Source organism: [Pseudomonas] carboxydohydrogena (genome assembly GCF_029030725.1).
Taxonomy (GTDB): Bacteria; Pseudomonadota; Alphaproteobacteria; order Rhizobiales; family Xanthobacteraceae; genus Afipia; species Afipia carboxydohydrogena.
In genome coordinates, this window is the sequence record NZ_CP113162.1 from 1838566 (window position 1) to 1852060 (window position 13495).

The window sequence follows — 13495 nt, forward strand, 5'->3', positions numbered from 1 at the left end:
ACGAAAAAACCCGCCGGAGAAATCCGGCGGGTTTTTGAATGTCAGGCCATCATCAGATCAGGTCAAGTGCGCCTGCTGCGCCGTGGCGTGCTGGGAATCCTGATACAGGATCGTAATCTCCGTCGGCACCGATCCTGCCGAGAATGTGGCGACCGTAGTCCATTGATTGCCGCCAGAACCGTGGCTGCCACCATCTGTATCCACCTGAAGCTGGTTGCCATTCAAACGGACGTAATCGCTCAGTTCATGGTTGCTGCCACTATGGCTAACCGAGAACAGTGACGTCACATCGATCGTGTCGTTCTGATTCAGATGGAAATCGTCAATGATGACCCGTGCCGACGCGCTTGTCAGCATGAACGTGTCCGCACCGTCTCCGCCGTGCAGCGTATCTCCATCGCGGCCGATCAAAATATCGTTTCCGATACCGCCATCGAGCGTGTAGTGGGTGCCGCCGGTCGAGTTGTCGATGATCAGGTCGTTACCTGTCGTGCCGGTTATTGTGGAGTCGCCTGGATTACCGTCCGTCATGACATGGACGGAGTCCGGAATCGACTCGTTCCCCGCAAGATCCTTGAGGGTGAACGAGAAGTTATCGCTGCCGGAGCTTGAGGTGTTTTTCAGCGTCGCAATGTCTGTCGATGAGTTGTCCGATATCGAGAGGCCGCTCTGACTTGAGAAGCTGCCGAACACCACAGATGTCGGATCAGATCCGGCATCCAGGAAGGCATGGTCAGTAAAGGAAACCGAAGTGCCTCCGCCGGACGTCGTCCATGTTTGAAGGATGATATTGTCGAGGTGCGTCTCCGGCGCAATATTGTCGAGCGTCAGGTTTGTATCCTGGCTGGCAGCATTACCTGCCTTATCGGACACATCAGCGTGCACCGTGATATTGCCGTTGGTGAAGGTGTGAATATCGGCCGATGAGGCCGTCCACGAACCATTGCTCTGGACCGTAGCCGTCTCGGTCAGCACATGAGTGCCATCGGACAGCGTCACAGTGACCACCTGCCCCTGCTCGACCCCTGTCGTAGTGCCGCGAATGACGACCGCATGATCCTCTGCCGCATTGACGATATTGTCATCGGCAATGAGCGTGGCAATCGCGATCGTCGCCGTCGTATCGGTCTTGACGATGTAGCTGGACGACGCCGAACCGACATTGCCCGCTGCATCCGTCGCCGTTGCCGTGAAGGTATGGGTGCCGTCGGACAGCGGGGTTGTCGTATAGGTCCATGAGCCGTCGGTGCCGGCCAAGGTGGTGCCGAGTGTTGTCGACCCGTCCTTGATGGTGACGATGGAATTGGCCTCCGCCATGCCCGTCAGCGTCGGCGTGGCGTCGTTGGTCAGACCATTGTTCGCAACGGTCCCCGTGAACGGCGCGACATCGTCCGTAACGCCCGTGATGGTCGGCTTGCCTGGCGCCGCCGTGTCGATCACAACCTCGATGACATTGCTGGTCGAACTGTTGCCGGCACTGTCCGTAACAATCGCCCGATATTGATAATCGCCATCGGCAATATTGTTCTGGTTGGTGCCGGTCGTGACCCAGTTCTGGCCGTTATCGGTCGAAACCTGATAAATAACGGAGCCGGACCCTTCGCCCGACAGATTGAGGCTGAATTTATTGTCGGTGGTGATAGGCGGGGTCTGCTGCACGCCGGTATCATTGAGGCTGCTGAAAGAGAGCGTCCCCGCAGCGGGTGCGATCGTATCGATGGTGATATTCCGCGTCGAGGTTGCAGGGTTGCCCGCCGCATCGGTGGCAATGGCTGTCAGCGACTCGCTGCCCTGACCAAAAGCCGTATAATCGCTATCGGTCAGGGTGTAGCTCCAGTGCGTCGCATCCGTTTGCGTCACCGCATGACCGTCCAACGTGACAGTTGAGCCGATTTCATTGGTGCCGGTGATCGTCACGCCAGCGGTCTTCTCCGCCAGATTGATCGTATTGTCACCGGCAACGGTGTCGATCGTGACCGTAGGCGGGGTCCGATCAATGGTCACGGCATAGGGCGCTGCGGTTGCGCTGTTCCCGGCCACGTCTTTTGCAACAGCCGTGTACAGATAAGTTCCGTCGCTCAGAGCTGTGTTCTCGTTGCTGACCGACCAATGTCCGGTGCCGTCCGCAGTCGTGCTACCTATATAGACGTTGCCACGATAGACATCGACGGATGCGCCGGCTTCAGCCGTGCCCAGAATGACAAGGCGATTGTCATTGGTCAGGTGATCGCCGACAACGCCCGAGTCATTCTGAATTCCGGTCACGGCCACCGCGGGAGGCGTCGTGTCGATCACGATGTCGAGCGAGGTGGATGTCGGGCTGGTGTCGCCCGACCCATCCGTCTCGAATGCAACGACGTGATGCGTGCCATCGCCGGTTAACGTGACATCGGTCGAGAACGAACCGTTGGTTACGGTCACATTGCTCGCCAGCGTTACTTCACCATTGTTCTGTATGCCGTCGTGGTTGGTGTCATCGAACAGCGTCACGGACGTGCCGTTGTCCGCCTTTCCGGCGATCGTCAGGCCGGTGGTCTGGTTAGTGATGTTGTCGCTGTTGCTGGTGCCTTGATCGTCGCTGGCGTTGAGGTCCAGGCCAGTCGGCGCATGAAGGATGTTCTTCACCGAGATCACGAGATTGGCGCCGGCCTGATCCCCGTCGCCATCCTCGACGACATAGTGGAAAGTCTCGTTCGCGTTCGCGGTCAGGTTCGAAGGAGCGGCGTAGGAATAGTCGCCCGCATGATGCGTTCCCGTATCGGCGAAGTAGAACGTCAGCGCGCCGCCCAGAGCGGTCGGCACGACGATCCATGAGTCATGATTTTCAAAGCCGGACGGCGTCGCCCCGCCGGACGAGGTCGTATGTGTGCCGTCGAAGCTGTAAGTGACATCGCCCACCTTGATCGAGATGATGCCGTCATAGTGGCCGTTCACGGTGTGCGGGCCGTCGGCACCGAAGTTGATGTCGGCGCCGCCGCCAGTCCCACCGGCTGCGTTGTCGCTGCCGAGCAGCACGTTGCCTTCGGCACTGGAAGGCAGCGTGCCGGTGAGCGTTTCTGACAAGGCATTCGTATCCGTGACAACCTCTGCGGTGTCTCCGGCACGATGCGCGATCTCGCTCAGGAAGCCTGTGCCGCTGGTGCCGCCGAAACCGACCGCATAAACCGTATCGACGTGCGTATAGCTTGGATCATTCGAGCTGTTGTTGAGGAAGTTCGTCCATGCGGTTTCTTGCGCCGTGCTGAGGTGAGCGCCCGCGGTCGGATCGCCATCGCTGAGGAAATAGAGGTTTGTCGTATCCGCGGCGGGATGGGTCAGGTTCGCGTAGCCGTCGCCGGTGCTGCTGCCCACGAGTTTCGTCGCGGCGACATAGTCTGTTCCCGCCGAGAGATCGCTGTTATTCAGACTGCCCACAGCGAACTTGGCTTGACCAAGATAATCGCCATGGCTGTTGGAATGATCCCCGATCGTGAATTGGCCGAGAAGCTCGGTCGAGCCGCTGGTTCCGAAAGTATAGATGGTGATCTGGTTGAAGGTCACGCCGGAGCTGCTCAAGAAGTTCTGAACAGCCGTCTGCATCAGTTGGAGGCGCGACTCGCCGGTATGTCCCACCTCGTCGGCCATACTCAACGAAAGGTCGAGCACGAGAATGGCGTTCATCGTGGGGTTCGATCCAGCGCTCGCGGTTTGCGAAATATCGTGCGCCTGCGGCACATCATCCTGAATATCAATGTTCAGGGTGGCATTGCCGGTGGCGCCGCTGCTGTCCGTCACCTTCAGCACGAAGCTATCGCCGTCGGTGACGATGTCCGGACCATTGTTCGGCGTCGCATCGTCAACGGGCTTGGTCAGTTCGTAGGTGTAGTTCGCGTTTCCGGTGCTCGAATCGTAGTTGGTGATGGTGAGCGTGCCGTGCGCGCTGCCGCTGGTGAAGTCGAATGTATGACTATTGCCACCGGTGATGTCCGCAATAGTCACCTGCTCGGACGACCCGCCGAGGCTGACCGTCAGAGACTGAATGGTTGAGGCGCCGTCCGCGTCGGAAAGATGGATCGTGCCGTGCGTAATCTCGCTGTCCGAGCCCGCATCCGAGCCGATAACCGAGAGCCCCGCCTCGTTCACGAGGTTATGGGCGTCGGCCGGGTTGGTCGGGTCCGTGGGATGCACATCGATCGTCGGCGGCGTGTTGTTCTGGGCCGTGACGCTGAAGTCGCCGCCGACGGGATCGCCGTCGCCATCGGTCAGCGCGACATGGAATCCAAGATCGCTCGTCGGCGTCGAGGTGGTCGTGTCGACATCAACGCCATTGAGCACAATCTTGAAGCCGCCGTTGGGGGTCTGATTATTACCGGCGAACTCGACATAATCAATCGTGGCACCCGTCGGAGCGTTGAAGGTCAGACCCGAAGTTGTGACTGCTTGATTATTAACAGTTTCAGAGCTGCCATCGGAGTAGTGCACGACATAATTGACGCTTCCATCTTTCGTGAAGCTGAAGGTTACACTGCTCGTTGCCGTGCCCGTATCCGACTGACTGAAGTCGAAATGCAGGACATCCCCATTCGTAAATTTATTTGCATCGACTCCGAAACCGGTGCCCGAACCATTGACGTCCCCGGAGCCAGTCACCTTCGCGATCGTGTTCGCGCCATGGTTATAGGTCACGTCCACTTCGCCAGACGGCTGATGGGTATAGCTAAAGTCGGCACCGTTGACGGGAGCGGTCGTCGTATGGATGCTGTCGAATTTCTGAATCTGCTGGTACGAATACCCTTGATCGTCAGCATTCAGCGTCAACACAAACACTTGATGGCCCGGATCAGGCTGATTGCTGCCTGACGGTGCGCTGCCGGTGTAGCCGATCAGGGTGTGCCCGTCGGCACTGACCCAGTAATGCACGGCCTGCCCGCCCGATGTCAGATTGGCTGGCGGCGTACCAGAGAGGATTCCCGCCCCCACGCCGTCCGCGCCTGCGCTGAACGCGATCGTTCCGGTATGAATGGCGCTATCGCCAACCGTGATCGACTCGATCGCGCCGAGCGTCGGGGTGTCGTCGTTCACGGAAATCAGGAAGCTGCCCGGCGCGCTATCGTTATCGCCGTCAGTCACCTGATAGTTGACAGTGAACTGGACGTTGTCCTCGATCGTGCTGTGCGTCGGCTGAAAGACCGGATTCAGTTCGGTGACGGTGTAATTGCCAGAGGTTGCATCGGTCAGCGAGACCTGGACAACCGCGACTGTATGGCCGTTCTGCTCCTGATAGATAGTCAGGGTCATGCCGCCGTTAGTGACGACCTGTGTAAAGCCCTGGTTTGCCGGGAAGGTCGCACTTTGCAGCAGGACCGAACCCGCACCATCGGCACCAAACGTGTGCGCAAGCGTGCCCGTGGTGTTTGCAGCCGGGACGTCACCCGCGCCACCCGCATTCTGAGTGCCGTAGGTATGTACAGCGGTTTCGTCGTCGAGCTTGACGGTATCATTGGAGCCGGCGGACGGCATGGCGTCCTGGAAGTGGAGGTTGGCTCCGATGTTGATGGTCTTGCTTGCGTCCGCGCCATCGCCATCGCCATCCGTCACGTGTGCCGACGCCGTCAACTGAATAAGGTTGTCGGCAAGCGAGGCCAGGTCGCCGGACCCATGATTAATCGCGGCGTACTGCGTCAGCGTCACGGTGCCGTTGCCGTCAACCGATATCGAGAACACGACAGAGCTGTCGATGCCGTGAGGCGCCTGCGAGCCGGTGTAGCCGACGATCGTGCCATCGGGCAGTTCGGCCAGATAGATCTTGCCGCCAGCCATGGCCGTCAGGCCGGAGTTCACATGGTTTCCGAAACCATTGACGCTCAGGCTGTAGTTCCAAGTCGTATCCGCTCCCTTTCCGTCCGCGCCATAGACCGGCGTCGCCGTGAACAGTGAGCCAAAGAGACCCGTCGAAGAATCGCTGCCGCCCGAAATGTCGTAGGTCGTGACCACCACGTTCACATCCGAGGCCGCGGCAACCGATACGCTCGGGCCGTCGTCGTAGAACAGAATGTGGCTGCCGATATTGACCGTGTCGGAAGCGGTGTCGCCGTCGCCATCGGTGACGACGACCTTCGCCTGGATCACGCCATCGGTGAGCGAGATCGTTTCGTTGTTGCTGTTGGTGTTGAACTCCCGCAGCGACAGATACTGCGCGATATCGACGTCGCCGTTCTGCTCGATCGCGATGGCGAAGGCGATGGTGCCGGTGGCGGCGTGGGCTGCGTCTGAGCCAGCCCGGCCGACGATGAGACCGGTGGAGTCCTGGAACAGATAGATATGTGTTCCATCGGTGGTCTGCACGCCTGAATCCACGCCACCCGGCGCAACCTGCAACGAATAGGCAACATTCGCCACTCCGTCGGCACCGCCGACGATCGTGGGGATTACGATTGGAAACGGACCGTGCGCATAGGCAATCGCGGGCGAGCCAGGCACCGCATGCGCGATATCAGTATCGTTGCCGAGCTTGCTGGCATTGGCGGATTCGAATGCCGCGAAAATACCGCGCACCGAACCGTCGGTCGTGTCGTTCGGAGGCAAACCAAGGAACCCATCCTGCGAACCGGCGGATTCGTCGATTCCGACATAGACAAGCGGATTGATCGACAACGAAACGTGCGGAACGTCGTCGATCACCTTCACGCTGAACGCACCATCAAGCGTGATGTGATCGCCGTCGCCATCGGTGGCCTGGATGATCTGGCCGAAATCGATGGAATCGACCGAGGTGTTCTGCCCGTGCTCCTGAAGCGTCTCGTTCTCGCCAGCCGTCTTGCTGTGATCGACCTGATCAAACAACTGCACGAGATAATTGCCATCCGACGAGAGATGCAGGTCGAGGACGACGCGGAAGTTGGGGCCCGAACCTGCTGTCGCAATGAGATCGCCGGTCAGGTTGCTGATGCTGAAAGTGAGCGCATCGCCGTGCGACGACAGGCCGAGCCCGTTCAGTGCGCCCAGCGCGCTGGTCAGTTCAGCGCCGGTGACGAATGAGAAGCCGCCCTTGCCGTCGGCGCCGAAGTTCACCAGACCCGACAGCGAGCCGGTCGCATAGGCGGCGCCAAGCAAATCCGTATGGCCAGGAAAATCCGGGCTGCTGCCATGCGACAGCAGGTCGTAAATGTTGTCTTCATCGACGGTCGCGGTCACGGAAGCGTTCTTCACCAGAACCGGGCCGTCGTCGTAGAACAGAATGTGGCTGCCGATGTTGACCGTGTCGGAAGCGGTGTCGCCGTCACCATCTGTGACGACGACCTTCGCCTGGATCACGCCATCGGTGAGCGAGATCGTTTCGTTGTTGCTGTTGGTGTTGAACTCCCGCAGCGACAGATACTGCGCGATATCGACGTCGCCGTTCTGCTCAATCGCAATGGCGAAGGCGATGGTGCCGGTGGCGGCATGAGCGGCATCTGAGCCAGCCCGGCCGACAATCAGGCCGGAATCCTCGAACAGGTAGATATGTGTTCCATTGGTGGTCTGCACACCGGAATCCACGCCACCCGGCGCAACCTGCAACGAATAGACAATGGACGACACGCCATCGGCGCCGCCGACGATCGTGGGGATTACAATTGGAAACGGACCGTGCGCATAGGCAATTGCGGGCGAGCCAGGCACCGCATGCGCGATATCGGTATCGTTGCCGAGCTTGCTGGCATTGGCGGATTCGAAGGCCGCGAAAATACCGCGAACCGAACCGTTAGTCGTGTCGTTCGGAGGCAAACCAAGGAACCCATCCTGCGAACCGGCGGATTCGTCGATCCCGACATAGACAAGCGGATTGGCCGACAACGAAACATGCGGAACGTCGTCGATCACCTTCACGCTGAACGCACCATCAAGCGTGATGTGATCGCCGTCGCCATCGGTGGCCTGGATGATCTGGCCGAAATTGATGGAATCGACCGGGGTGTTCTGCCCGTGCTCCTGAAGCGTCTCGTTCTCGTCTGAGGTGCCCGCCTGGGGCTTGTCGTGATCGACCGCATCGAACAACTGCACGACATAATTGCCGTTCGAGGACAGATGCAGATCCAGAACGACATGGGTGTTGAAACCCGAGCCCGTGGTCGCGATGAGGTCGCCGGCAAACGGGCCATTGGTGGCAATCGAAAAATGCAGGTCGCTTCCATGCGACGTCAGGCCGAGGCTGTTGAGCGCCGCCAGCGCGCTGGTCAGTTCAGCGCCGGTGACGAACGAGAAGCCACCTTTGCCGTCCGCGCCGAAGTTCACCAGACCCGACAGCGAGCCGGTCGCATAGGCGGCGCCCAGCAGGTTCGTGTGGCCGGGAAAGTCCGGGCTGCTGCCATGCGACAACAGGTCGTAAATGTTGTCTTCATCGACTGTCGCGGTCGCGGAAGCATTCGCCACCAGCGCCGGGCCGTCGTCATGGAACGTCACCCGGCTGCCAAGATCCAGCGTCTTCGAGGTGACATCGCCGTCCCCGTCGGTCGCCGTGACCGTCAGCGTCACCAGGTTGCTATCAAGGCTGATGCCTTCGTTATTGCTGTTCGTATTAAGCTCGTGAACCGCACGATCCTGCGTCAGCGTCGCGCTGCCGCTGGCGGAATCGACAGACAGAGTGAAGACGAGGTAGCTCGCGTCACCCACATGCCCCGTCACATATCCGGAGATCGTATTGCCGCTCTGCGTCAGCACCACGGCCTTATCGGTCGCGCTGTCGATCAGATTGGACGCACCGGACACGAGGCTCAGCGCGTAGCTGACCGTTCCGCCGTCGGCGCCCTCCACCACCGTGAACGCAGACGAAAAATCCGCCGTATCGACGGTGTGGCCGAGACCCGGATCCGGCGTGGTGCCATTCGGCAGGAAGCTTTCATCCACCGTCAGCGTCGGCACGCTCTGGCTCACCGTGATCGACGGCACGTCGTCCTTGATATCGACAAGAAGCGTCGCCGGATTCGATGCGACATTGCTGTTGTCCGTCACCACGATCGTGAACGAGTCACCGTTCGGGATCGTATCGGTGCCGTTGTTCTGAGCGGGACTCTCCGTCACGGAGGTGGTGAGCGTGTAGGTGTAATGGCCGATGCCGGTGGCGGCGTCATAGTCCGTGATCACCAGCGTGCCGTGACCGTTGGAGCCGACGATCGGCGTCGCCGCCGTCGCCGTGACCAGATCGGCGATCGCGATCACGGTGCCATTGATGGTCAGGCTCTTGATGTCGGAAAGGCCGTCGACATCGCTCAGCACGAACGTGCCGTGAGCCTCGGCGCTGCCATTGCCTGCCGAAGTGCCGGCCGGCTGCGCTCCATGCGCAACGATGCCCGCCTCGTCCACGATGTTGTGACCATTCAGGTCAACGCCCGCAGGCGTCAGCGTGATTTCCGGCGCGGTATCCACGAAGTTGGATTGCGGGCCGAGCGGAAGGTTGACCTGGAAATTACCCAGCTCCTCCGGTCCAAGCAGCGGCAACGGGTTGCCGATCGCGAGCGGATCGACCGTGGGGTTGTGGAAGTCGGCGCCGCTCGCGGGGCTGCCGCCCGCGCCGGCCGCCGGCAGCACGGACTGATCCTCGGTGATCGGAAACAGCGAAGCGAACTGGTCGCCCGTGACATCATGGCCCGCACCGAGATTCACATCGAGATTGGCGAGCGGCTTGCCAGTTGAATCGAAGAACGGCTCGATCGTCACCGTCGAATGGTTGTCGAACAGAACGATGAGCTTGGTGCCGACATGCACCATCGTCATCTTCTCGCTCGCGACCGCCGAGAGATCGACCTTCGTTTTTTGATCGAAGCCAAGATCAATCGTGATCGCCTGTTCGCTTCCAGGCTTCACGACCGTTACAACTTTGAGAGGAGCAGGGTTTTGAACAGGAGTGGTGTCAGCCTGAGCAATCCAGACGCGCTCGTTCATAAAATCCTCCCGGGAGCCGAACCTTGCGGCCCTTCAAAAAATTAAGAAATCATTAAGCTGAATAATCCCTTTCTAGCGTTACGACGTCAAGAAAACGCAAGCGCTTTTGCTTCAAATTGTTTGGTTTGGGTTAAGCGCGCCACACACAACCCAGAGGCGATTGCCCGTTAAGGTTCGTTAACTCCGGCTTGTTGTCGGCAAGAACTTCCGCTAGAAACCCCATCGGGGGATTTCATTATGATGATTCAACGCATTCTCATTGCTTCGTCCGCCACATTTGCTCTTGCCTTTTCAATCGCTTGCACCACGACGACGCCGGCCAGGGCAAACTGCGCGGATTTCGTCCTGAGCTGTGACAACGGCCGCGACTACCCGTTCTGCCCGCGCGCAACCAGCCCCGAGGGCGATGTCGTGACCGGCACGCTGAGCCTTGCGCCGCATAGCGCCGTACGGATGCGGCTGATCCCGATGGGCGTCGGCTACCGTTATGCCGGCCGTGGCATCTGGTTTGACGGCATGCAGGATCAGGCCCTGCTCTTCCTGCACAAGAACGCCTCGGTCTCCTGCACCGTGTCGCGCCAGACGTTGGACCCCGCCGCGCCAGCGGTGCTCTACACCAAGGGCTGATCCTGGAGCCCCAGGATCGCGAACCGGGATTTCGACGAGACAAATGCAAGCCGCGCCATCGCCAGCGGCTTCTCAGTGCTTTCCATTTTCGAGACAGCACCCATGGACCCGCGAGGCTGGGTGCCGTCGCGGCGCGCCCGGCTTATAGCCGAGCGTCAAAAACGCTGATTTTTCAATTAGAAATCTAGCAATATTCAGATTTAAGGTGAGATGGTCGGGGCAGCAGGATTCGAACCTGCGACCTGCGGTACCCAAAACCGCCGCGCTACCAGGCTACGCTATACCCCGGAACGCCAGTGGTTACACTGTTCGCATCACCCCAGCAAGGTATCGGATATGGAGACCTAATTCCGGTCGAACAGCGGGCTCGCGACGCGATCGCCCGCAGCGATACCGTCCTTCCGCGCGGTTCCGGCCACCACCTCCAGCACAGCCTTCACCGGACCGCCCGAGGAGATGATCCGCTCCGATAGCGGCTTGGTGCTTTCCGCGATCCGCAGGATCCGGCCATCGGCCCGGATGAAGATCATGTCGAGCGAGACATAGGTGTTCTTCATCCACATCGACACTTCCTGCTGCGGCGAAAAATCGAACAGCATGCCCTGCCCGTCCGGCAGTTCCTTGCGATACATCAGCCCGCGCTCGCGCTCTTCGGTGGTCCGGGCGATCTCGACGTTGAAAACCTTGACGCCGGATTTGGTGACGATCTCGAGCGTCTGCATGTCCGCCGCCCGCGCGGGGCCTGTCGCAAGACCGCAGACAAGACCGAGCGCCAAAAGCGCCACAGCCGCCCACCTTGCTCTCAATCCCGGAACTCCAGACATCATCGGCCGCCTTGGTTTCGATCCAGCGGCCCCATAGCAAATCGCCCGGCGGGCGTCAGCTTCCACATCATCACGTTGACGTGGACAAGCGCCGGCTTCCGCCATTCACGCGGCCAGCGGTCCGGGGGATGGCTGGATTAGTGGGAGGACAGCCCGCCCGCGCCGACCTCGGGCTGGATCTCCGCGGCCATCATGCCCTTGGAGCCGGGCCCGTAGCGCACCAGCACGTACTGGCCGGGGCGCAGTTCGGTCATGCCGTAGCGACGCAGCGTCTCCATGTGGACGAAGATGTCCGGCGTGCCCTCGCCGCACGACACGAAACCGAATCCGCGCAGGCGGTTGAACCATTTCACCTGCGCGCGCTCGAGCCCGCTTGTTGGCGTCACGCTGACATGGGTGCGCGGCGGCAGCATCTGCGCCGGATGGATAGCGGTGGATTCATCCATCGAGAGGATGCGGAACGCCTGATAGCCCTTCTGCCGCTGCACGCATTCGCACACCAGCCGCGCGCCTTCATAGGCGGTCTGGAAGCCGTCGCGCCGCAGCACGGTTACGTGCAGGAGAATATCCGGCCAGCCATTGTCTGGAACGATGAAGCCGTAGCCCTTGGAGGCGTCGAACCATTTGATGACGCCGCTGAGCTCGACGAGATTGGCGGCTGCGCCATCGTCCAGGCCCGCGAACGGATCGGTGCTGTCGCGGCCCTGAGGCGTAAACTCATGCGGGCCAAGCCGAGAGGCTGAACCACCTCCGAGCTGTTGCTCGGCAAGCCGTTTGGACTCGAAATTGTCCGTCCCCATGACTCCGGCCCCACACTGCCAAACCCTGCGCTATGAAGCCTGCGCTGCGAGCCCGGCTGGATTGCGCCCATCGATGATCTTTCAACGATGCTGCGACGCGATTCGCGTAGGGAAACGATAACATTCCGCGTTAGGCGGAAAAGCCCAAAATCGAATCCGGCAAGAGCTATGAACAGCTTGGCGCTGCGAATCGATCCGGTTTCTCGATAAGGCGTCAGCCAGAAGCGCCATCGCAGGATTAGTCCGCACCCAGCCGGTTGTTCTCCAGCCATGGCGGGAACCGGAAAACCGTGCCGCGCGTTGATGCGGACGGAGGTATCCATGCCTTATGCGCTCTTTACGAACGGCGAGCAGATCAGCAAGGCCTATCGCTCGCGCGAGGAAGTTTGGAAGAAAGCCGAGGAAGCCGGTCTTGTCGTCGATCTTCCTGCTGACGAGGAGAAGAATAAACCGAAGCAGGTGCTCGACGAGGGTTATCACATCCAGTCCTGCCAGCCCGATGAGACAGACAATCGCCCCGCGACCACCACAGATGCGGATTCCGGGCCAGCCCGGCAAAGGCATTCATCGTCCGCGCGCTAGAAGTGCCGCCAGTACGGACCGCAATTTTATCATTTCAGATGAAACAGGCGGAACATATCCACGTGAGGCGCGTTGACGGCATGAAGCTCTCCCCCAGGCTTCATTCCCAAAAAGCCCCGCCCAGTCCCCACTGGCGGGGCTTTTCCATATGCCGCTGCACGCGCGTTCAGTTGCCCACGCGTTCACCCCTTCAATTGAAGGCGGCGGGACTATAAATCATCTGCTCCTCTTCCTCCCAGACCGGAAATTTCAAGATGCGCTACCTCCACACCATGCTTCGCGTCCGCGATCTCGATGCCGCCCTCAAGTTTTACTGCGACGCTTTGGGGTTGAAGGAAACCCACCGGATGGCAAATGAAAAAGGCCGCTTCACGCTGGTCTTTCTTGCCGCGCCGGAAGATGAAGGACTCGTGAAACAATCGCCGGGGCGTCCTGCGCCGCTGGTCGAACTGACATGGAATTGGGACGAGGAAGCGTATGGCGAGGATCGTTTCTTCGGCCATCTCGCCTACGAAGTCGACGACATCTATGCCACCTGCGAGCGTCTCTCCAAACTCGGCATCGTCATCAACCGTCCGCCGCGCGACGGGCAGATGGCGTTCATCCGATCGCCCGATCTGCATTCGATCGAGCTTCTGCAAAAAGGCGACGCGCTGCCGCCGCAGGAGCCGTGGCTGTCGATGAAGAACACCGGACACTGGTGAGGATTTCGCGTTTCATTCGCGGAACCTGCATCGGACCTGCCTGTTCTCCTGACATCGA

At 60.0% G+C, this 13495-nt stretch carries 6 protein-coding genes and 1 tRNA gene; 3 read left to right on the forward strand and 4 right to left on the reverse strand.

Translation table 11 applies throughout. The features are described from left to right. Window positions 1-57: 57 nt before the first annotated feature. On the reverse strand, window positions 58-9900 hold the full coding sequence (locus tag AFIC_RS08995) for a DUF5801 repeats-in-toxin domain-containing protein (RefSeq protein WP_275245907.1): 9843 nt from the start codon (window positions 9898-9900) through the stop codon (window positions 58-60). Between the two features lie 237 nt (window positions 9901-10137). On the opposite strand from AFIC_RS08995, the gene AFIC_RS09000 reads away from it, so the two are divergent. Continuing rightward, window positions 10138-10527: a hypothetical protein gene (locus tag AFIC_RS09000; protein ID WP_275245908.1), complete on the forward strand. Its 390-nt coding sequence runs from the start codon at window positions 10138-10140 to the stop codon at window positions 10525-10527. Window positions 10528-10738: 211 nt separating this feature from the next. Here AFIC_RS09000 and AFIC_RS09005 read toward each other — a convergent pair. From AFIC_RS09005 to AFIC_RS09015, 3 genes are all read right to left on the reverse strand, one after another. Next, window positions 10739-10815: transfer RNA gene (locus AFIC_RS09005), tRNA-Pro, on the reverse strand. 56 nt (window positions 10816-10871) lie between these two features. Then, window positions 10872-11354: a DUF192 domain-containing protein gene (locus AFIC_RS09010; RefSeq protein WP_275245909.1), complete on the reverse strand. Its 483-nt coding sequence runs from the start codon at window positions 11352-11354 to the stop codon at window positions 10872-10874. Window positions 11355-11488: 134 nt separating this feature from the next. Next, window positions 11489-12151 (reverse strand): cold-shock protein, encoded by a 663-nt coding sequence (locus AFIC_RS09015; RefSeq protein ID WP_275245910.1) that lies wholly within the window; start codon window positions 12149-12151, stop codon window positions 11489-11491. Between the two features lie 321 nt (window positions 12152-12472). On the opposite strand from AFIC_RS09015, the gene AFIC_RS09020 reads away from it, so the two are divergent. Together AFIC_RS09020 and AFIC_RS09025 are read left to right on the forward strand one after the other, a co-directional pair. Continuing rightward, window positions 12473-12733 (forward strand): hypothetical protein, encoded by a 261-nt coding sequence (locus AFIC_RS09020; protein ID WP_275245911.1) that lies wholly within the window; start codon window positions 12473-12475, stop codon window positions 12731-12733. Window positions 12734-12987: 254 nt separating this feature from the next. Continuing rightward, a complete protein-coding gene (locus AFIC_RS09025) occupies window positions 12988-13437 on the forward strand; it encodes a VOC family protein (RefSeq protein WP_275245912.1) in 450 nt (149 codons plus the stop codon). The last annotated feature ends 58 nt before the right edge of the window (window positions 13438-13495 follow it).